Source organism: Streptomyces sp. NPDC101490 (assembly GCF_044767145.1).
In the GTDB taxonomy this organism is placed as follows: Bacteria; Actinomycetota; Actinomycetes; order Streptomycetales; family Streptomycetaceae; genus Streptomyces.
In genome coordinates this window covers 21,617-42,450 of sequence record NZ_JBIWNI010000027.1, presented here as the reverse complement: position 1 = coordinate 42,450, position 20,834 = coordinate 21,617, and the positions used below count along the sequence as shown (strand labels likewise).

The 20,834-nt window shown below is 74.4% G+C and carries 18 protein-coding genes; 7 read left to right on the top strand and 11 right to left on the bottom strand.

The features are described 5' to 3' along the window. Positions 1–25: 25 nt before the first annotated feature. Complete coding sequence (locus ACIRQY_RS31570) at positions 26–1,663, top strand: sigma-70 family RNA polymerase sigma factor (protein ID WP_403931330.1); 1,638 nt, start codon at positions 26–28, stop codon at positions 1,661–1,663. A 64-nt stretch (positions 1,664–1,727) separates the two neighbouring features. On the opposite strand, the gene ACIRQY_RS31565 is transcribed toward ACIRQY_RS31570, so the two are convergent. The 4 genes from ACIRQY_RS31565 to ACIRQY_RS31550 form a co-directional block, all read right to left on the bottom strand. Beyond that, entirely contained in the window at positions 1,728–2,669 is a 942-nt protein-coding gene (locus ACIRQY_RS31565) for a CAP domain-containing protein (protein WP_403931329.1), read from the bottom strand. Between the two features lie 151 nt (positions 2,670–2,820). Next, a complete protein-coding gene (locus ACIRQY_RS31560; RefSeq protein ID WP_351796051.1) occupies positions 2,821–3,693 on the bottom strand; it encodes a universal stress protein in 873 nt (290 codons plus the stop codon). 147 nt (positions 3,694–3,840) lie between these two features. Then, positions 3,841–5,175 (bottom strand): acyl-CoA dehydrogenase, encoded by a 1,335-nt coding sequence (locus tag ACIRQY_RS31555; protein WP_403931328.1) that lies wholly within the window; start codon positions 5,173–5,175, stop codon positions 3,841–3,843. A gap of 179 nt (positions 5,176–5,354) precedes the next feature. Beyond that, positions 5,355–5,810 carry an RrF2 family transcriptional regulator gene (locus ACIRQY_RS31550; RefSeq protein WP_384862089.1) on the bottom strand — a complete coding sequence of 152 codons (456 nt, stop codon included), beginning with the start codon at positions 5,808–5,810 and terminating at the stop codon, positions 5,355–5,357. A gap of 359 nt (positions 5,811–6,169) precedes the next feature. Here ACIRQY_RS31550 and ACIRQY_RS31545 point away from each other — a divergent pair, with 359 nt between their 5' ends. After that, complete coding sequence (locus ACIRQY_RS31545; RefSeq protein ID WP_351796059.1) at positions 6,170–6,292, top strand: hypothetical protein; 123 nt, start codon at positions 6,170–6,172, stop codon at positions 6,290–6,292. A gap of 303 nt (positions 6,293–6,595) precedes the next feature. Beyond that, positions 6,596–7,471, top strand: coding sequence for a glutathione S-transferase C-terminal domain-containing protein (locus ACIRQY_RS31540; protein WP_403931327.1), 876 nt, complete (start codon positions 6,596–6,598; stop codon positions 7,469–7,471). Positions 7,472–7,793: 322 nt separating this feature from the next. Here ACIRQY_RS31540 and ACIRQY_RS31535 read toward each other — a convergent pair whose 3' ends face one another. Together ACIRQY_RS31535 and ACIRQY_RS31530 are read right to left on the bottom strand one after the other, a co-directional pair. Beyond that, positions 7,794–8,360 (bottom strand): YciI family protein, encoded by a 567-nt coding sequence (locus tag ACIRQY_RS31535; RefSeq protein ID WP_403931325.1) that lies wholly within the window; start codon positions 8,358–8,360, stop codon positions 7,794–7,796. 177 nt (positions 8,361–8,537) lie between these two features. Further along, complete coding sequence (locus ACIRQY_RS31530) at positions 8,538–9,107, bottom strand: YdeI/OmpD-associated family protein (RefSeq protein WP_351796069.1); 570 nt, start codon at positions 9,105–9,107, stop codon at positions 8,538–8,540. A gap of 223 nt (positions 9,108–9,330) precedes the next feature. On the opposite strand from ACIRQY_RS31530, the gene ACIRQY_RS31525 reads away from it, so the two are divergent. After that, the gene (locus ACIRQY_RS31525) at positions 9,331–10,242 is read left to right on the top strand and encodes a squalene/phytoene synthase family protein (RefSeq protein ID WP_403931323.1); all 912 of its coding nucleotides are present in this window, start codon (positions 9,331–9,333) and stop codon (positions 10,240–10,242) included. A gap of 90 nt (positions 10,243–10,332) precedes the next feature. Here the strand turns inward: ACIRQY_RS31525 and ACIRQY_RS31520 are convergent, their stop codons facing one another. The 5 genes from ACIRQY_RS31520 to ACIRQY_RS31500 all read right to left on the bottom strand — a co-directional run bounded on the left by ACIRQY_RS31520 (position 10,333) and on the right by ACIRQY_RS31500 (position 16,507). Then, positions 10,333–10,929 (bottom strand): RICIN domain-containing protein, encoded by a 597-nt coding sequence (locus ACIRQY_RS31520; RefSeq protein WP_403931322.1) that lies wholly within the window; start codon positions 10,927–10,929, stop codon positions 10,333–10,335. A 217-nt stretch (positions 10,930–11,146) separates the two neighbouring features. Continuing rightward, positions 11,147–13,681: a class IV lanthionine synthetase LanL gene (lanL, locus tag ACIRQY_RS31515; RefSeq protein ID WP_403931320.1), complete on the bottom strand. Its 2,535-nt coding sequence runs from the start codon at positions 13,679–13,681 to the stop codon at positions 11,147–11,149. 71 nt (positions 13,682–13,752) lie between these two features. Continuing rightward, positions 13,753–13,935: an SflA family class IV lanthipeptide gene (locus tag ACIRQY_RS31510; protein WP_351796081.1), complete on the bottom strand. Its 183-nt coding sequence runs from the start codon at positions 13,933–13,935 to the stop codon at positions 13,753–13,755. Between the two features lie 596 nt (positions 13,936–14,531). Next, positions 14,532–15,098: a DUF4291 domain-containing protein gene (locus ACIRQY_RS31505; protein WP_403931318.1), complete on the bottom strand. Its 567-nt coding sequence runs from the start codon at positions 15,096–15,098 to the stop codon at positions 14,532–14,534. Between the two features lie 611 nt (positions 15,099–15,709). Further along, positions 15,710–16,507 carry an SDR family NAD(P)-dependent oxidoreductase gene (locus tag ACIRQY_RS31500; protein WP_403931316.1) on the bottom strand — a complete coding sequence of 266 codons (798 nt, stop codon included), beginning with the start codon at positions 16,505–16,507 and terminating at the stop codon, positions 15,710–15,712. 399 nt (positions 16,508–16,906) lie between these two features. On the opposite strand from ACIRQY_RS31500, the gene ACIRQY_RS31495 reads away from it, so the two are divergent. From ACIRQY_RS31495 to ACIRQY_RS31485, 3 genes are all read left to right on the top strand, one after another. Next, positions 16,907–17,416: a MarR family winged helix-turn-helix transcriptional regulator gene (locus ACIRQY_RS31495; protein ID WP_403931314.1), complete on the top strand. Its 510-nt coding sequence runs from the start codon at positions 16,907–16,909 to the stop codon at positions 17,414–17,416. Positions 17,417–17,665: 249 nt separating this feature from the next. After that, positions 17,666–17,908 (top strand): DUF5133 domain-containing protein, encoded by a 243-nt coding sequence (locus ACIRQY_RS31490; RefSeq protein WP_351796093.1) that lies wholly within the window; start codon positions 17,666–17,668, stop codon positions 17,906–17,908. A gap of 366 nt (positions 17,909–18,274) precedes the next feature. After that, on the top strand, positions 18,275–20,656 hold the full coding sequence (locus ACIRQY_RS31485; RefSeq protein WP_403931312.1) for an ATP-binding cassette domain-containing protein: 2,382 nt from the start codon (positions 18,275–18,277) through the stop codon (positions 20,654–20,656). The last annotated feature ends 178 nt before the right edge of the window (positions 20,657–20,834 follow it).

Genomic DNA, 20,834 nt, shown 5'->3' with positions numbered 1-20,834 from the left:
GGACCAGGGACGAGGGAGCAGACCCATGCACAGCGACGAGCGCCGCACCACCGCACTGGTGGAGGCGGCGAGGGCCGGTGACGCGCACGCCAAGGACGCACTGGTACGCGCGTACCTGCCCCTCGTCCACAACATCGTCGGACGCGCCCTCGACGGGCACGCCGACACCGACGACATCGTCCAGGAGGCGATGGTCCGCGCCCTCGACGGACTGCCCGCCCTCCGTGACCCGGCCCGCTTCAGGTCCTGGCTCGTCGCCATCGCCATGAACGGGATACGGCGCCGCTGGCGCGAGCGACGGCACGCCCCCGTGCCCGGTCTCGACCGGGCCGCCGACCTCGCCGACCCGGCGGGTGACTTCACCGGACTGACCATCCTCCGGCTCGGTCTGTCGGGGCAGCGCCGTGACGTGGCCCGCGCCACCCGGTGGCTCGACGAGGACGACCGGGAGCTCCTCGCCCTGTGGTGGCTGGAGACCACGGGCGAACTGACCCGGGCCGAGCTCGCCGAGGGCCTCGGCGTCTCCGCGCAGCACGCGGCCGTCCGCGTCCAGCGCATGAAGGAACGCCTGGAGACCGGCCGGGCCGTCGTCCGCGCCCTGGACGCCCTGCCCCGGTGCCCCGACCTCGACGGGGCCGTCGCCGCCTGGGACGGCCACCCGTCCCCGCTGTGGCGCAAACGTGTCGCCCGCCATCTGCGCGACTGTGCCTCCTGCACGGCCCGGGTGACCGGCCGCCGGGGCCTGGCGCCCGTCGAGGGACTCCTCGTCGGCCTCGCCCTCGTCCCTCCCCTGACGGCCGGAATCAGCCAGGTCGGCTCCGCGCCGTCCGTCGCGCTCGCCCCCGTCGCCCACGCGACCGCGTCCGGCTCCGGCCCGTCCGGCACCCACCCGTCCGGTTCCAGCGCGTCCGGTTCCAGCGCGTCCGGTTCCGGTTCGGCAGGGCCGGACCCGTCCGGATCCATCCCGCCGGGGCCCGGCACGGCGGGCCCCGGACCAGCCGGTGTCCGGCGGGTGCCGACGCGGCACGCCGTCGTCGCCGGTGCCGTGGCCGCCGCCGTCCTCGGTGCCGTGGCCCTGCTCGTCCCCGGCGAGCCGCACGCGGGGGTGGAGCCCGCCGCCGCTCCGCCGCCACCGGCGACCCGCCCGCCCGTGCCGACGAGCCCGGCACCGAGCCCCACCGCCACCCCCACCGCCACCCCGACGCCCACGGTGTCGGCCACCGCCACCGGGCCCGTACGGGAGACGCCCCGCGCCCGGCGGGCCACGCCCCCCGCACCGAGCCCCGAGGAGCGGCTGACGGCCCTCGTCAACCGGCTGCGGACGGCCGCGGGCTGTGCGCCGCTGCGCGTCGACCCGCGCCTCGCCGGGGCGGCCCGCGCCTACGCGCGGGACATGGCCGGGCGCGGCTACTACGGTCACGCCAGCCCCGAGGGCGAGTACGCGGACTCACGGATCTCCGCCGCCGGGTACGACTGGAGCGCCTGGGCCGAGAACCTGGACCGAGGACCGGCCGACCCGGCGTCCGTCGTCGCCGACTGGACGGACGGGGCGGTCCACGAGGAGAACATGCTCGACTGCCGCTACCGGGACACCGGGGTGGCACGGGTCCCCGGTCCCGGCGGCCCGGTCTGGGTCCAGAAGCTGGCGGCCCCCGCCCCCTGACGCGTACGGAGAAACTGACGGGGGACGAGAAGCGGGGAGATCGGGGGCGGGGCGGCCGGGGGCCTCAGGACCTGGCGCCGAAGTTCTGCACCCACCAGGGGCCGTTGGCCGTGAGGGTGACGCCCACGCCGATGTCCTTGAAGGAGCAGTTGAGGATGTTCGCCCGGTGGCCGGGGCTGTTCATCCAGTCCTCCATCGCGAGGGCCGGGGTCTTCGGACCCCGGTGGATGTTCTCCCCCCACGTCGACCACGCGTACCCGGCGCCGGTCATCCGGTCACCGGCGTCCCGGCCCTCCGGGCTGTCGTGCTCGTAGTAGTCCCGGGCCGCCATGTCGTCGGCGTGGCCCTGGGCGGCGGACCGCAGCCGGGCCTCGGTCCGCAGCGGACCGCAACCCGCCTTCTCCCGCTCGGTGTTGGCGAGCGCGACGACCTCCTTGATGAAGCGCTTGGCCGTGCCCGCCGCCGGTGCCTCGGGCGCCGCGCCCTGCTGGGGGGCCTTCTCGCGCGGCTGCGCGGGCCGCCGCTCCGACTCGGCCTTCGGCGCCGTCGTCGTCGCCGCGGGGCGCACGGGCGCGGTCGTGGCGGCGCGGGGGGACGGGGTGGCCGCGGTCGCGGGCGTGACCGGCGGCAAGGGGGAGGGCGTGCGTACGGCCTCCCGTACGGCCACCGGAGCGGCGGACGCCGTCCCGGCACCGGCCGGGGCGTCCGGGGCGGGCGGGGGAGCGGCCGGAAGCCCGGCCGTGGGGGCGGCGGTCACCGCCTCGGAGCCGGGGGAGGCCAGGTAGACACCCGTCGCCACCGTCAGGATCGCCGCCGTCGCGCCCGCCACGGTGACGCCGGTGCGGAAGGACGGGCGGCGCGGCGGGCGACGCCGTGAGCCGCCGCCCCCGCGGTGCCGCCCGGCCGCCCGCGCCGGGGCCTCCTGCGGCGCGGTCTCCCGGACGGGTCCGTCGGGCCGGGCGCGGTCGGGTTCGTGGGAGTGGCCGGGGTGGTCGTGGTGCCGCATGGGGTTCCGCTCTCTCGCCGGGGTCGCCGGACGGTCCGGCGCTGGGAGAGCCACCGGGGCGACGGCGATAACACTTTCCTGCCCCGGCGCCCCCGACACTCCTCGTCAACCCGACGTGTCAACCGGGTACTCACGTCCTTCCGGCACCCTTTCAGCCCTGCGGCACCACCGCCACCGGACACGGCGCGAGGTGCAGCGCCGCGTGCGCCACGGAACCGATGCGCGGTCCCGCCGCCCCGCGCTTCGCCCGCCGCCCGACCACCAGGAGCTGCGCGGTCCCCGAGGCGGAGAGCAGCACCTGCCCGGCGCTGCCCAGCTCGACGTGCTCGCTGACGGGCACGTCGGGGTACCGCTCGCGCCAGGGCGCGAGGGCCTCCCGCAGTGCCTTCTCCTCGTACGGGACGAGCCCCCCGGCCTCGTCCGCGAGGCGCATCGACGCGGGACTGTACGCGTACAGCGGGGGCAGGCTCCAGGCCCGTACGGCGCGCACGGCGGCCCCGCGCGCGGCGGCGGTCCCGAACGCGAAGCCGAGGGCCGCCGCGCTGTCCTCCGGGCTGCCGAGCTGGCCGACGAGCACGTGCCCGGCGGGCGGCTCGGCGGGTTCGCCGTCGCGGGACCTGACGGCCACCACGGGCCGGGTGGCCCCGGCGATGATCTGCTGCCCGTACGAGCCGAGGAGGAAGCCGAGGACCGGGCCGTGGCCGCGCGAGCCGATGACCAGCAGCTCGGTCCGATCCTCCGCGCCGAGCAGCGCGGCGACCGGTGTGTCGGGGAGCACCTCGGAGGTGACCGTGAGCCCGGGGTGCCGCTCGGTGACGGCGGTCTCCGCGTCCCGGAGGAGGTCCCGCGCCGCCTTCTCCTGGGTCGCGCGGTCCTGGACCAGGGGGAGGTCGAGCGGTTCCCAGCGCCAGGCGTGCGCGAGCCGTAGCGGGAGTCCCCGGTGGAGGGCCTCGCGCGCTGCCCAGTCGGCCGCGGCGAGGCTCTCCGGGGAACCGTCCACTCCTGCGACGATCTCACGACTCATCAGGCTGCCTCCGTCGGTGCGGTGACGGGCCCGCCCGGTGGTCGGGCCCTGCTGTTCCCAGCTTGGGCCCAACAGCCGTGCCGCGAGAGGGCCGGACGTCCCGACATGCCGGTCCTTCCGGCCTTCGCGCCCCTCACGGCGGTGGTGTCAGGCCAACAGGGTGAGCCGGGCGTGGGTGGAGTTGAGGTAGTGGTCGCCGATGTCCCGCAGCCGGTGGGCCGCCTGGGTGGGTGCGGTGAGCGCGCGGGCGTTGCGCCAGAAGCGGTCGAAGCCGGGGCCGCCGCCCCCGGCGCCCGTGCCCGGCGCGCCGTCGACGAGTTCCAGGACGCGGGTCGTGATGTGGACGGCCGCCTGTCCGGCGACGGCCTCGGCGGCGGACACGAGGACGGCCACGTCGGCGCGCTCCTCCACGCCGAGCGTCCACCCGGCACACAGTCCGCGCGCCAGGGCGTCCGTGGCCCGCTCCACCACTGCGGCGGCCGTGTGCGCTGCGGTGGCCAACTCCCCGTAGGCCAGCAGGAGGTAGGGATCGTCCGCGGCGCCGTCCGGGGCGGGGAGCCGTGTGGGGTGCCCGGCGGGTGCGGGGCCCGCGTGTCCGGCGCGGCTGATGTCCCGTGCCTCGGCGAGCGCCCCCTCGGCGATCCCGAGTCCGACGTGGACCAGGAGCAGGCGCAGGGCGATCGGGGCGAGGGTGGTGAAGGGGGCGACGGCGTGCTCGTCGTGGGGAAGGACGCCGAGGACCTGCCCGGGTCCGACGGGCACCCGCTCGAAGGTGACGGTGCCCGCCCCCGCGAGCCGCTGTCCGACGCGGTCCGTCCCCGCCTCGGTGAACACTCCCGGCGCGCCGGGGTCCACGAGGACGACGAGCTGGTCGCCGGTGCCGCCGGGGCGGGCTCCGACGACCAGCCGGTCGGCCACCGTGACGGCGGAGGCGAAGGCGCGGGTCCCGTCGAGGAACCAGCCGCCGTCGTCGGTGTCCGACGGCGTCAGGACGAGCCCGTGGCCGGACTCGGCGGGCGGCGGCTCCATGTCCCCGGCCAGCAGCCAGTTCTCCTCGGCGGCCCGCGCGAGCGGGTCCGGCGCCGCGCGGAGCGGGTCGAGGAAGCGGCCGGTCCACGACAAGGCGTAGTGGTGGGCGAGGAGTTCGCCCACGGAACTGTCGGCGGCGGAGATCTCCCGGACGACCGCGCAGGCGGCGCGCCAGTCGACACCCCGCAGGTCCGGCCCCGGCGCGGTGAGCAGGGCGGGCAGTCCCGCCTCCTGGAGGCGGGCGACCTCGTCGAACGGGACCTTGCCCGCACGGTCCCTGGCCAGGGCGTCGACGGCGAGGTCGTCGGCGAGCTCGCGGGTGACACGGGGCCAGAAGTCGTCCTCGACGGGCCGGTCGGCCACCGGGACCGCCGGGCGGCCGCCGTTCGGGCCGGATGGTGCGGGGGCGGTGCGGGTCGCTGGTCTCTTCGGCGATTTCCTCGGCGTACTCACGTCACCTCACCTGATTCCTTATCCCCAGTGGAACAGTAGGGATAGTGACAGAGGAGGTTCCCCCGCCCCAAGAGGCGTCCGATGCGCGGACAGTGACGTCCTGAAGGGTGAGACATGGGCAAATGGACCCAGGTCATGGGCGAGGGGGAGCGATGATCACCGGGTGGTTCGTGTCCCGCTCATGGATTGGTCCACGCCTCCGGGTCCTTCGCGCGCTCGACGATCCCGTCCGGCAACCGGGCCGCCGCCACCTCCGCCAACGAGACCCCCAGCACCTCCCTGACCCCGGACCGCAGTGCGATCCACAGGGTCAGCAGCGACTCGGCGGGACCCGTGTACGCCAGGTCCGGCGGCCGCTCCCCGCGCACCGAGACCAGCGGGCCGTCCACACACCGGATGACCTCCGCGACGGAGATCGTCTCGGCGGACCGGGCCAGCCAGTAGCCGCCGTTGCCGCCGCGCTGACTCAGCACCAGACCGCCCCTGCGCATGTCGCCGAGGATGCTTTCCAGGAACTTGTGCGAGATGCCCTGGTCCTCCGCGATGGCCTCGGCCTTCAGCGGCCCCGTGTCCTGGGCGGCGGCGAGCTGGAGAGCGGCCCGTACCGCGTAGTCGGCCCTGGCTGAAATGCGCATGGGCACATTATTCCGTACGGGAGGCGGGGGCCGGTGTGCCGTGATCGACACCGGAGAGGGGGCCGCCACGGGCCGCGTACGCCACGGGGGCGGCAGGACCCCGGGCTTCGCTCCCCATGCGGAGGTCCGGGGAGTCCGGGAGGTCCGGGGGAGTCCGTGGGGTCCGTCCGCCGCGCGGCGGACGGACCGTCCGGCGGCGGCCCCGCACGGCCCTGTTCCCCGGTCTCTCCGGGCGGAGGCCGACAGTCCGTGGGACGCTCTTTGAGACAGTCCGTGAGACGGCCGTACCGCACCCTTGACGCCGCTCCGGGCCGGTCGGACACTCAGGACGGGGAAACCGAGCGAACGGGTAGGGAATCATGGGACGCAGCGACGGGCGGGACACCGCGGTCGACGCACTCCTCCCGCGCTCCCTGCCCCTCACCTCGCGCCGCCACATCGATCTCCTGCGGGTCTGCAGCGCGGCGAGTCGCTCCGCGTGAGGCGCCCTCCGGCGCGCCGCTCCGCCACGAGCCGCCGCCCGTCCGGCCGCCCCGCACCAGGGTGACCTCCGCCGGGCCGCGCCCCCGTGGCGCCGCCGCGCCCGGGTCCGCCTCCACGGAGCGCCGCTCCGCACGGCACCGTTCCCTGCCGGGTGACCGTCCCGCCCACTGAGACGACCGTCCACCGGAACGGCCCCGCGCTCCGCGCCCGCCTCCTCCTTCCCGTATCCCTGCTGCCCTCGGGCCCCGAGCCGCCACCGGCGCGCCGCCCGACCCAGCACCGAGCACCCTCAAGGGAGAAGCATGTCCGTCGTCCCGTCCTCGCTGCTGCCCGTCTCCGCCGTGCCCGCCTTCCGGGGCCGCATCGGCCGCGACGTGGGCAGCGGCCACTACGCCGCACCGCACCGCTACCGCCTCCATGTCGCACCCTCCGACCCCGACTGTCTGAGGATCGCCCTCACCCACGCGATCCTCGGCCTCGACGACACGCTCCCCCTCACGGTCCTCCCCGAGGAGGCCGACACGCCCGACGGCGGATACGCCCTCCTCCGGCCGCTGTACGAGGCCAGCGCCCATCTCTACGCGGGCCCCGCCGCCGCCCCCGTCCTCAGCGACGACTGGACCGGACGGATCGTCAGCACCCATGTCCCCGACATCCTCCGCGACCTCGCCCTCCGCTTCCGGGGCGACGGCCCCGACCTGCTGCCCGAGGAGCGCCGGAGCGACATCGAGGCACTCTCCGACCTGTGCGAACGGAGCATCAACCGGGCCGCCCAGCGCGCCGGGGAGCTCGGCATCGACGGCGAGTCCGCCCACCGCGAACCTCTCACCGTCCTCTTCGCGGCCCTCGACTCGCTCGAACGCGCGCTGGCCCGCGACCCGTACGTCCTCGGCGACGCGCCGACCGCCGCCGACATCCACGTCTGGGTCACCCTGGTCCAGCTCGACACCATCCACCGCTGGCACCTGGACGCCACCGCCATGGACCGGGTCGCCGGATACACCTCGCTCTGGGCGTACGCCCGACGGCTCGCCGCCCGACCCGAGTTCGGCCGCTGCCTCGACATCGACGCGCTCCTGCGCCGCCACCGCGCCCACTGCCGGGGCCGCGAGGCGGCGGGCGGCGGAATCCGCCTCGTCGACTGGCCGACGACGCCGAGGTCGGCCCCGATCGGCTGACGGACCTGCCCACCGCCGACGATCCGGGCGCGGGCCCTCCACCGCCGGAGACGGACCCCGGGGCGCGCGCCCCGGGGCCGGTCATGGCGGTGGGGTCCGGGCCTCCCCCACCGTTACGAGGGAGTGCCGGGCTCCGTACGGACCCAACCGGTGCCGGGTCGCCGCCCCGTAGGACCGGTGGCGCGATCCCGTAGGGTCTCACCGCCCTCCGGAGCGGGCGTCCGGACCGCCCGTACCGTCCACCCACACGCGCACCCCGGGGGCGCCGGTTGCGAGAGGGGCCCGGGTGCTCGCCCCGCCGAGCCGCTGAGTCTCGCGGACCTCAGCGGCGTCCGCCGCGCTGCCAGCGCCGGGCGGTGAGGGATGTGGGACCGCCCGCGAGCAGGTCCGCCGGAGCCTGGACCAGGCCGCAAGCCTCGCCGGGGAGGGACCGTACGACCGCGACCACGCCCGTCACACGCTCCTGGTCGTCGTCGGCCAGGACGGCCACGAAGCACAGCCGGTCGTCCGGCTCCGCGCCCAGGAGTCCCGGCCCGGCGTCGCCGGGGGTACGGACACGCGGAGGCCACCGGGCCGTGACGAGCGTGTACGGGACGCCCGGCGCCGGTTCGCGGTGCAGCAGGACCGTCGCCGGGGCGGCCGTGAACTCCTGGTAGAGCCCGGCCCGCCAGTACGGCTCCTCCGTCGCGAACCGCTCCGCGGCGGCGCGGTCGGGGAGGTCGACGAGGTGCACGCTTCCCGTGTGCTCCTCCCCGTCGTCGGACAGGGTCGGGCCCCGCAGTATCAGCCGGCCGTCGAAGCGGTCCATGTAGGACCAGTGCTCCTCGGCGAACCGGAACAGCTGCTCGGCGACCCCCGGCTTGTCCTGCGCATGAATGAAGAACAACATGCGCAGACGGTACGCCTGACGGGGGCGGGGGCGGGGCCCGTCAGGGCCCGAGACGACGGAGCCCGTACTCGGTGCCGTATCCCTCGCGCCCCTTGACGGGCCCCGCCGCCGGGCGGGCGGGCAGGGCGTCTCCCGGCCGTGTCCGACCCGGGTGCCCCTGACCCCGGCGGGCCGCGTCTACTCGTCGGCGGCCAGCGCCCGTACCGCCCGTTCCACGGCGGACCGGCGCCCCTCGGGGGTCCGCGCCTGGAGCATGGGCAGGAGGACCAGGTACTTCGCGGTCTTCTCCAGCGCCTCGAAGGCCTTCGCCGCCCGGTCGTTCGCCGCCAGCGCCGCCGTCAGCTCGTCGGGCATCCCGGCGGTGGACTGCGGAGCGTACGCGGCGTCCCAGCGCCCGTCCGCCTGCGCCTTGCGGACCTCCTCCAGACCCGGCTCACGCATCCGGCCCTCGGCCGCGAGGACGGCGACCTTGTCGACGTTGACCTGCGACCACAGGCTCTTGGGACGCCGGGGAACGTACTTCTGGAGGTAGTACGTGGCATCGAGCGACCGGCGCTGACCCGAGATCCAGCCCCAGCACAGTCCGACGTCGACCATCCCGTCGGATGTCACGGACGCGATCCCGGAGCCCTTCTTGGCGACCTTGACCCACACGCCCGCGTGCCGCCCGTGGTGAGCCGTCAACCAACCGTCGAACGCCTCGTCGTCAGCGAAGGCCACGACCTCGACACCATCGATCTCGTCCATCCGTCCATGCTATGCGGACCCGAGGAAGTCACCGTCCATCTGCCATGCGGGGAGGCGTACTTGGCCGGAAAGACCCGGCAGCGGCGCGGTACGGACGGCGACGGCGGGCAAGCGGACGAACCGCCGGATTCGCGCACGGCCACGGGCGGGCCGAACGCGGGGCCGGTCGGGGCCTCCGGCGGGGTGCCCGTAGGCTCGCGGCCGACGACGACAGGAGATCGGCATGTGGAAGCGGGCCCTCGACCGGGCCGGGGTCGGGGAGCGGCGGCTGCGGCGGGACTACACGGAGCAGCGGCGGGCGGTGCGGAGGTTCGCGGCGGCGGAGTACGCCGCCGCGCGGCTCCTGCTCCCCGCCGATCTGCTGCCGCACGTCGTGGCCGCCGTCGCGTTCATGCACGACACCGACGACCGGATCGACCGGGGGACGCCGGACGAACGGGCCGCCGCCCTCACGGAATGGGACGCGCTCGTCCGGAAGTCCCTCGCCGGAGACGGCTCCGGACCGTCCGTGCTGCGCTGCCTGGCGCACACCGCCGAACGGCACCCGGACGTCCGCGCCCACGCGGAGGAGTTCCTGCTGGGCTGCGCGCGCGAGGTCGCGTGGCGGAGCCTCGCGGACGACGAGGAACTGGACCGGTACGTACGGGAGTACTCGCTGCCCGCGCTGATGCTGACGGCCTGTCTGCTGGCGCCCCTGGAGCCGTCGGCGCGGGCGGGGTTCACGGACGGCTGCCACCGGCTCATCCGTGCCATGCAGCGCATCGACTTCCTGGAGGACCTGGCGGAGGACGTGCGCGCCGGACGGCCGGGGGTGCCCGCCGACGCGGTGGCACGCCACGGCGCGGACCTCACCCGGCCCGGCCCGGCACTGGGCGCGCTGGTCGAGGAGCAGATGGACCGGGCCGCCGTCGACCTGTCGGCCGCCGCCCTCCTCGCGGACGTGGTGGACTCCTCGTACCTGCCCTTCGTACGGGCCCTCATCGGTGTCCAGCGGCTCCGTCTCGACGCGGTGCGCCGCGCGGGCGCGTCCCTGGCGACCCGGGGTTCCGGCCCCCGGCCGTCGGCGGCCGTCCTCCTGCTGCTGCGCGAGACGGCGGCACGCCGGGGACGTGGAAGGGCACGTCGAGGGGCGTAGCCGGACGGGCGGAGGACCGGCGCGGGCGTGAATCTCCCGTCCGAGGGACGGCGGAGACCGGGGCTCGCGGCTGCGGGACGTCGTCCGTGGTCAGTCCTGCCAGACGTCCCACCACTGCTGGGACTGGAAGTTCTTCTGCCAGAGCTGGACGCGGGCGCCGTTGCCCAGGACGTTCGCGTCTCGGTCCACGACGGTGTTGCCGTTGTTGTAGAAGCGGGCGTTGTAGATCGCGCGGTCGCCCGCCGGGTGGGACCAGCTCTGCTGGGGGGTGTTGTTGCAGTCCCAGATCTGGAGCTTGGTGCCGTTGCGGCCACCGCCGTTGAGGTCGGCGTCCAGGCACTTGCCGGGGAACCGGTAGCTTTCGAGGGCGCCGTTGTTCCACAGGTACCAGCGCTGCTGGCTGGTGCCGTTGCACTGCCAGATCTGGACGACCGTGCCGTTGCCGCCGCCGTTCGCGTCGACGTCCAGACACTGGGTGGTGGGACGGGCGGCGAAGTCGTTGGTGATGCGCACGGGCAGGTCCAGCACCTTCTGCGGTGCCGGAGGGACCAGGCCGGGGGCGGGGGCCGTCCAGTACACGGGCTGGGAGGAGTGCTGGGGGAGCGCGTTGGCCGTGGAGGTGCCGGCCAGGGCGGTGGCGAAGGCGACGGCGGCGGTCGCCGCGGCCCAACGTCCGATGCGGGGCATGTCTTCTCCTTGCTGCTCGGTGGTCGGTCCGTGCCGCACGAGTCGGGTCGATTCCCGTGCGGCAGCCACCTCAGCACAGCGCGGCGAGCACGCGTCACTCCGGAACAAGCCACTCCCCGAGATGCCAGGTCCGCCCCTTCCATCCCTTCCGTCCCTTCGGTTTTCGGGCCTTCCGTCGCCGTGCCCAGGGGGCCACCCGCGCGGTACCGGGGGGCGGTCAGGCGGGGAGGCCGAGCCGTGGGCCGCTCGGGTCGCGCAGTCGTCTGAAGAAGGCCAGCACACCGGCCGAGCCCCCGGCCCAGGTGGCGCTCGGCCCGGTAAAACCCGTGTCCGGGAAGACGGGCCGGGACCAGGTGCCGCCGCTGCGGCTCAGGATGAGCAGGGCGACGGTCTCGGCCGCGTCCCGGAACTCCTCGGACCCGGACGCCTCCGCGACGTCCAGCATCAGCTCGCCGACTCCGGCCAGCCCGCAGCACTGCGAGACCAGCGGCATCCGGGGTGCCAGCTCGGCGCAGGTCCGCGCGGTCCGCCGCGCCAGGTCGAGGTACCCCGGCTCGTCGAGGCGTGCGGCGGCCCGCACCAGTACGGTCCCGATCCCGGCCAGGCCCCGGCACCAGGAACCGTAACGGCGGGTCGCGCCCGGCCCGGTGGCCGCCGCGATGATGTCCGGCGTCACGGCGGCCAGACGCGCGGCGGCCCTCCCGGAACGGCTGAGCGCGTCCGGGTCACCGGTCGCGCCGCCGTACGCGAGCAGGAAGCAGGCGACGCCCGCGCCACCGTGCGCGATGCCCTCGCGGAGCGCCGCGTCGCCCGGCCTCTCCGCACCGGTCGGGGTCAGCCGGGCGGTGCCCGACGCCAGCAGCCGCTCGCAGTCGGCGGCGACGGCGAGGTGCCGGTCCGCGGCGAGCCGGTGACCGGACCGGAGGGCGTGCCGGGCGAGCAGCAGTCTGCCCAGGCCGATTCCGGCAGCGCCCGCGATCAGGTCGGCCTCCGGAGGCCCGCCGTCCGGGGCGCGGTCCGGCAGCGCGGGGTACGCGGACCGGGCGCCCGCCGCCAGGCCCGCGCCCGTCGTCGTGCAGTCGCTCGTCGCCCCGCTCGTCGCCCCGCTCGCCGCCGTCCCCGCTGCCGCATTCGCCTCCGTGAGGAAGAGTTCGACGCCGGTGCGCCCCGTGTAGAAGGCGGGCGGCAGGTTCCTGGACTGTCGTGCCGTCCACCGGGCCAACGAGGTGACGGCCGCCCGCACCTGCGGCCGGTGCGTGTGGTGGAGGAGTTCGAGGCCGAGCCCCGCACTGCCCCCGTAGACGTCGATCGGGGTGGGGACGTTCAGCCGTGCGGCCCGTTCCGGGTCCACGATCGCCCGCGCCTCGGCGACGCAGAACGCGGTCGTGTGCTCGATGATCCCGTCCAGCAGATCGCCGTCGATCCTGGGACGCGCGGGCCGTCGCACCGGTCCGGCCGTGCCGCCGCGCAGACGGTCGGCGGCGGCGGTCCGCACGGCCGGGTCGAAGCTCAGCAGACCGGTGATCGACGACCTGGCCTCCCGGTGGGCGCGGCCGGGCAGTGCCCAGGAGAGACAGGCCAGGGTCCGGTCCCGGTTGACCCGGTGGTCGGTGTCGACGACCACCGGGTCCATGCCGGTGGCGGCGAAGAAGAGGGTCGCGCCGAGGGAGTAGTGGTCGTCGGCGGGGACGGCCGGTCCGGTCGCGGGCAGGACCGGCTCGCCGTATCCGGGGGTCGCCCCTCCCGGTCCCGTGCCGTTCCACTCGCTGATCCCGAAGTCGATCACATGGCAGTGTGCGGGGCCGGAGCCGTCGAGTACGACGTTGTCGGGCTTGAGGTCGCGGACGACCACGTTCCGGAGGTGGACCGCGTCCAGGACGCACAGGAGCCGGGAGGCGAGGACGGACAGGGCGCGCGCCGGGGCGCCGGTGTCGTTCCGGTAGGGGCCGTTCCGCAGGACGTCCTTGCGCAGGTTCCGGTCGCCGCAGACGCTCATCACCAGGTATTCGTCCGACCGGTGGGCGAAGTAGTCCAGTGCGCGGGGCACGCCCGTGACGCCGTCGAGCGCGGTGAGGACCGTGCGCTCGTGGCGCAGTCGGTGGCGGGCGTCCGTACCGGATGCGTCCTCGCCCACGTAGGCCCTCGCCTGTTTGACGACCACCGGTTGTCCGAGCGTGCGGTCGAGCGCGCGGTAGACGTTGCCCCGGGCGGCGCGCGCGATGCCCGCGGTGACCTGGTAGCGTCCGCCGCCGAAGCCGGGCGCGGACGGCTCGTCACCGGGTGCTGAGCCGCCGGTGAAGGGGTCCTCGGCCCAGGGCGGGCAGCGGTAGCGGCCGACGGCCAGACCGTCGAAGACCAGGCCGTCGGGTCCGGTCATGACGGATTCGAGCCGACCGCTCCGGCCGGTGCGGTAGTCCCCGGTGAAGGGGCCGTAGCGGTAGTAGACCGGGGCCCTCGGGTCGGCCCGCCGGTCGCTGACGACCCGTGGGCCCTCCCGGTCGCGCAGCGCGGCGGCGAGTTCCCTGGCGACCTCGACCACGGTCCCGGCCAGGGGGTAGACGGTGACGGCCTTGCCGACGGCCCCGGCGCTCACCACCCCGGAGTTGAGGCGGCGCAAGGTCTCCGGGTCACGGGCGAACTTCGCGTGGCAGACGTGCCGGGACAGCACCGGCAGGACGAGCCGGGTCACGGCGTCGAGGTCCCCGGGCCGGGTCGAGACGTGCAGCTTCCAGCCGTGTTCCATCGCCGGCATCCGCGGATCGTTCAGGTACGACCAGGTGTCGTCGGACCAACCGCTGCGGCCGGCGATGGAGACGGCCACCGCTACGAGTTCAGGTCACAGGCGAAGCGGGTGGTGGCGGTCACCCAGGGGTCGGAGAGACACGCGGTGTGCTCGCGGTCGGCGCGGTCGTCGTCCTCGAACACGATCGCCTCGTCGTCGATCTCCAGCGGACCCGCGTCGCGGATTCCTTCGGCTTCCAGAAGATCCGGCACGGCTACGGGCATGTGACGCCTCCATGGTCGGTCGTGCGCTGAGGTGCGGGAAAAGGGGCCGCCACGGGCCGGTGGACCCGCTGGGCCGTGACTCGCTGCACCAAGGTAGGGAGGAGCGAACTCGCTGACAAGAGGTCTGATAACACTGCTCTCGGAGACCCCGCCGGGGGCCGGTCCCTTCCCGCCCGGACGCCGTCCCTCCGGAGGGACGCGCGTCGGCACGGGGGCGACGGCTGCCGGACGGGGTACGGCCCGGAGGTACGGCGGTGAGCCCGCCCGCCGTGGCAGGCATGGCGGACGGGGCGGGGGAGGGGCTGGTGACGCGTGATGAGCCGTTCCGGAACCGGCGCCCGTCCCGCGTACGACAAGGCGCGCGGGACGTCCGCCCCTCGCCGTGGGTGGGTGTACGGCCACCGAGGCCGTCGGCGCGTCAGACCGTGCCGGATGCCCACGGAGGACGACGGCGGCCCGGCTCTCGTACGCTCGCCGTCGCACGGGTCGCACGGGTCGCACGGGTCGCACGGGTCGCACGGGTCGCACGGGTCGCACGGGTCGCACGGGTCGCCGACGGCGAAGGGTCGCCGCCGGAAGCCTCGGTCAGGCGGCCGTCACCGGCCGGGGGAGAGGGCGTCCTCCAGTGCTCGGGGCAGCGGATAGGCCCGCTCCGGGGGAAGCAGCCGCTGGGCTTTGGTCGCCTGCCCGCTTTGGAGGAGCGATGCGGCCTTGCGGACCTGAGGGGTGAGGTCGGTGAGGCTGACGATCCAGTCGTCGGTGAAGGCGCGGATCAGATGGCGGCCGATGCCGACCTGGATGCTGTAGTGGTTCAGCGCGGCCCCGCGCGGCGAGCGCTCGGGGTCCCACTGCACGTGCACGGCCGCCTGGGCCACGGCCGCCGGGTCGGCGGTCGTCAGCACGGCCTGGGACAGGGCCTCCTCCCAGCCCTCCCGGGTGATCCGCACCGCGAGAACGCGTTCCTGGCCGGACTTCCGGCCCCAGTTGCTGCGGTGCATCAGCCAGGCGAACGACGGCTTGATCCATGTCATCCGCTGGAAGGAGAAGGGCGCGACGAAGCGGCCCGCCGACAGTGCCGGGTCGGCGATGGCGGGTGCGTACGCCTGATAGACCACGATCGTGCGGGCGTCGTAGTCGGCACGAATCTGATGTTGGGGTGCCATGTGCCGCACCCTGCCATCCGGCGGCCGTACGCGGCGAGCCGTTTTCCTCCGCGCCGGACGGGGTCGAGGCCACCGGGCACCGGGCGACGGATCGCGCCGGAAGCGGGAGAGGAGCAGCCCCCGATCGCCGGAGCCGGAGCCGGAGCCGGAGCCGGAGCCGGAGTCGGAGTCGTACGTGTCACTGCGGCGGACCGTCGGCGGCGGAGCGCGCCGGTCCGGCGCGGCCCGTCCGACGGGGGAGCCGGGCGGGGTGATCCGGCCCTGCGGGTCCGTGCTCAAGTCGGGGCGTCCGGTGGCCTTGGTGCCGTCCAGCCGACGGCCGTCCCGGCGACCGATGATCCGCTCCTGCTCGGGCACCGGGTCCCGGTCCCACAGGGCGGTCGCAGGGCCGGATGACGCGGACCACCTGGTGACTGCCGCCGACGGCCCCGTCGGGCTCCCCGTCGCCGTCCCGGACCAACGCCCGGCCGACGGACGGTCTCCGCCTCTCCTGAGGGGTTGCCCGCTCCCTCGGTGAGACCGAACGGATCGCGGGTCGGACCGCCCTCGGCTGCGTCCGGGACTGCCTGGAGCTCCTGCCCGCCGGGTCGGCTCCCCGGCGTGTCCGGGCGCTACGCGGGGAGCATCGCGCGGCGCCAGTGCGCGGCGGGGGACTGCGTGGTCATGCCGCCGTCGACGACGAGGAGCTGGCCGGTGAGGTAGCGGGACTCGTCGGAGGCGAGGAAGACCATGGTGTGGCCGATGTCCTCGGGGGAGCCGAGGTAGGGCAGGGCGTTCCCGCTCCGCAGGCCGTCGATCACCTCCTGGGGGAGGTTGTTCTCCAGGGCGGGGGTCATCACGGCGCCGGGTGCGACGGCGTTGCAGCGGATGCCCTGGGGGCCGTACTGGGTGGCGATCGACTTGGTGAGGCTGACGACGGCGGCCTTGACGGCGCCGTACGAGGTCTGCAGGACGTCGCCGACGAGGGCGGCCACGGAGGCGGTGTTGACGATGGAGCCGCCGCCGGCGCGGATCATGTGGGGGACGGCGTGCCGGGAGCCGAGGAGGGTGCTGCGGACGTTGAGGGCGACGGCACGGTCGAACTCGTCCATGTCCATGCGCAGCAGGTCGAGGTCGGTGCGGGGGTTGGTGCCGCCGACGTGGTTGCACAGGATGTGCAGGGCGCCGTACTCCTCGACGGTGGTGGCGATCATGGCCGCGACGGAGTCCTCTTCGAGGACGTTCACCGCCACGGGCAGTGCCTGCCCGCCCGCCTCGGTGATGATGCCGGCGGTCTCCCGGGCGGCTGGGGCGTCGTGGTCGGCGACGACGACACGGGCGCCCTGGCGGGCCATGAGTACGGCGGCGGCGCGTCCGATGCCGCTTCCGGCTCCGGTGACGACGGCCACTTTGTCCTGCAGACGGTTCATGGTGGTGCTCCTTGCTGGCCGGGCGGTCGCCCGGCTGGATTCGGTGCTTTCCGGCAGTGGCCGGGACATCGGCCGGTGCCGGGTCGGGGGTGCCGGTGCGGTGGGTGGTCCCGATGCCCGCCGCGCGGGACGGCGAGGGCGTGCGGAGTCCTGCGACGGTGGCGAGGCGTCCGGTGGTGATCGCGCCCGGCCGTACCGGAGCCGGGTCGGTGGACCCTCCGGGAACGCCTTCCTGACGTGCGTCTCGGGGAGAACCCGCCCAGCATATATGCATCATGCATATGCATTGCACTGTACATACGAGTTGCACAATGCACAACTCAACGGGATGCTGATCCTCATGGACGGCGGAACCGGCCCGGCGCGGACGGGCCGGTTCCGGGCGCGGAAGGGCAGGACATGGAAGAGCAGGGCATGGAAGGGCGCGAAGGCCGGCTGAACGACCTCGAACGAGAGCTGACCCTCTTGTCGAGACACTTCTTCGGCTCCCGTGGCCCACGGACCGGCCACACCCTCGAACGCTCGGCATACGTCCTGCTCACCCGCATGGAGACCAGCGCTCCCCTGACGCTCAAGGAGCTCGCGAACACCTTCCAGGTGGACGTCTCGACCATCAGCCGACAGGTGAACGCCATGCTCAGGGGCGGACTCGTGGAGCGCATCGCGGACCCCGAGGGGGGCATCGCCCGCAAGTTCCGCCCCACGGCGCGGGGGATCGAACTGCTCCACGCCGACCGGGCCGTCAGCCTCGACGGCCTCGCCCGCCTGGTCGAGACCACCGGCTGGACACCCGGGACCACCGAGCGGTTCCTCGCCCTGCTGACCCAGCTCAACCAGGGTGTCGAGCAGCTCGAAGCGCGCGCCAGGTCCGGCCCGGGGGGCGGGGAAGAACCTCCAGCACCCTCCTGACCCTGACCCTGACCCTGACCCGCCGAGCCCGCCGAGCCCGCCGAGCCCGTCGGCACCGACGGCGTCGGTGACGGCCCGAGCGCCCCGCGACACTGCGCCCGCACTCACGCCTCCGGCCCTCCGCCGGACGTGCCGGAGCCGCGAGCCCGGAGGGCGCCGGATCCGCGACGTCACGCAGCGTGTCCGTGCCGGTCGCGTACGTAGCGGACGGCCGGGAGTATGGAACGAGCCACGAGACAGGAGGGCCCCATGCTGCTGCCCGACACGAAGACGGTCGACCGGCTGCTCCGGCACTACCGCGCCCAGGAGCGGACCGTCCTGGCCAGGCCGCTCGACCCGTCGGCGCGCAGCCGCTTCGAGGACACGGCCTACACGCTGTGCGTCCTCATGGGAGAACGGACCGCCCCCGCGGCCGTCCGAGCCGCCGAACGCCACCTGGCCGGAAACCGCCCCGCTTCCCGGCAGCCCCTCGAAGGCCTCCCCGGAGCCTGAGCCGACGCCCCGGGCCGTACGGGGAAAGGCGCCGGGCCTCACCAGCACGGGCCCTCGGGCGCACGGGCCGGACATCCGGGCCGTACAGGGAGGGGCGCCGCTGCGTACGAGCACGGCCCCGGCCGTGGCGGGAGGCCCACCGAGCCGGACAGGAACGACGTTCCGGCCCGTCCGGCGGCGGGCATCGGACTCAGTCCGACTCAGTCCGACTTCGGTCGGCTTCAGTCGGCTTCGGTCAGGATTTGAGAAGCGTCACGGTCCGGCCGCGACTAGCGTGGCAGCCATGGACCTCGCGATACGTCCGCCGTCGGACACGGCAGGACGCGCCGGTCCGTGTCACGGACCCGTGCGACAGCTGGAGAGACGATGAGCAAGGCCCCGAGGGCGGACGAGCGGACGCCGCACCCGGCCGACCGGCACGACCTGATCCGCGTGCACGGAGCACGCGAGAACAACCTCAAGGACGTCAGCATCGAGATCCCGAAGCGCCGCCTCACGGTGTTCACCGGGGTCTCCGGTTCGGGCAAGAGCTCCCTCGTCTTCGACACGATCGCCGCCGAGTCGCAGCGGCTCATCAACGAGACGTACAGCTCCTTCCTCCAGGGATTCATGCCCTCCCTGGCCCGCCCCGAGGTGGACCTCCTCGACGGGCTCACCACCGCGATCATCGTCGACCAGCAGCGGATGGGCGCCGACCCGCGCTCCACGGTCGGCACCGCCACCGACGTCAACGCGATGCTCCGCATCCTCTTCAGCCGCCTCGGCAAGCCGCACATCGGCCCGCCCAGCGCGTACGCGTTCAACGTCCCCTCGGTGAAGGCCAGCGGCGCGATCACCGTCGAGCGCGGCGACAAGAAGGCGGTCAGGACCACCTTCCAGCGCACCGGCGGCATGTGTCCCCGCTGCGAGGGGCGCGGCACCGTCTCCGACATCGACCTCACACAGCTCTACGACGACTCCAAGTCGCTCAATGAGGGCGCGCTCACCATCCCCGGCTTCACCCCCGGCGGCTGGAACTACCGCCTCTACGCCGAATCCGGTCTCGTCGACGCCGACAAGCCGATCCGCCGCTACACCAAGAAGGAACTCCAGGACTTCCTCCACCACGAGCCCGCCCGCATGAAGATCGCGGGCATCAACATGACGTACGAGGGGCTCGTCCCCCGCATCCAGAAGTCCTTCCTGGCCAAGGACAAGGAGGGGATGCAGCCGCACATCCGGGCCTTCGTGGAGCGGGCCGTCACCTTCACCACCTGCCCCGACTGCGACGGCACCCGCCTCTCCGAGGGAGCCAGGTCGTCGAAGATCCGGAAGGTCAGCATCGCCGACGCCTGCGCGATGCAGATCAGCGACCTCGCCGCCTGGGTCCGCGGCCTCTCCGAACCGTCCGTCGCGCCCCTGCTCACCGCGCTCCAGCTGACCCTGGACTCCTTCGTCGAGATCGGCCTCGGCTACCTCTCCCTCGACCGGCCCGCGGGCACCCTGTCCGGCGGCGAGGCGCAGCGCGTCAAGATGATCCGGCACCTCGGCTCCTCGCTCACCGACGTCACGTACGTCTTCGACGAGCCCACCGTCGGCCTGCACCCGCACGACATCCAGCGGATGAACGGCCTCCTGCTCCAGCTGCGCGACAAGGGCAACACGGTCCTCGTCGTGGAGCACAAGCCGGAGACCATCGCCATCGCCGACCACGTCGTCGACCTGGGCCCCGGCGCCGGTACGGAGGGCGGCACGGTCTGCTTCGAGGGAACCGTCGACGGGCTGCGCGGCGCGGACACCGTCACCGGACGCCACCTCGACGACCGGGCGTCCGTCAAGAGCGAGGTCCGGCGGCCGAGCGGGGTCCTGGAGATCCGGGGCGCCCGCGCCCACAACCTGCGGGACGTGGACGTCGACATCCCGCTCGGGGTCCTCGCCGTCGTCACGGGCGTCGCGGGCTCCGGAAAGAGCTCCCTCGTCCACGGCTCGATCCCGGCGGGCGAGGACGTCGTCTCGATCGACCAGAGCCCGATCCGGGGCTCGCGCCGCAGCAACCCGGCGACGTACACGGGTCTCCTCGACCCGATCCGCAAGGCGTTCGCCAAGGCCAACGGGGTGAAGCCCGCGCTGTTCAGCGCCAACTCCGAGGGTGCCTGCCCCACCTGCAACGGCGCGGGCGTCATCTACACGGACCTCGGCATGATGGCCGGGGTCTCCTCCACCTGCGAGGACTGCGAGGGCAAGCGGTTCCAGCCCGCGGTCCTCGAATACCTGCTCGGCGGCCGGGACATCAGCGAGGTCCTCGCCATGTCCGTGACCGACGCCGAGGAGTTCTTCGGCTCCGGCGAGGCGAAGACCCCGGCGGCGCAGCGCGTCCTGGCCAGGCTCGCCGACGTCGGCCTGGGATACGTCAGCCTCGGCCAGCCCCTCACCACGCTCTCCGGCGGCGAGCGCCAGCGCCTCAAGCTGGCCACGCACATGGGCGACAAGGGCGGCGTCTACGTCCTGGACGAGCCGACCACCGGACTCCACCTCGCCGACGTCGAGCAGCTCCTCGGGCTGCTGGACCGGCTCGTGGACTCCGGGAAGTCGGTCATCGTGGTCGAGCACCACCAGGCGGTCATGGCCCACGCCGACTGGATCGTGGACCTCGGCCCCGGCGCGGGCCACGACGGCGGCACGATCGTCTTCGAGGGCACCCCTGCGGAACTGGTAGCGGCCCGCTCGACCCTGACCGGCGAACACCTGGCGGCCTACGTGGGGGCCTGACGCCCGTCGGCTCCCACCCGACATCCGGCAGAGTTGCTCCCACCCGGCATCCGGCAGAGCAGAGGGGCGGACCGGGGTCCCACGCGCGCGCGTACGACCCGATCCCCCGGCCGATCCGGGGTCCCACGCGCGCGCGTGGGACCCCGGATCGGCCGGGGGATCGGGTCGTACGCGCGCG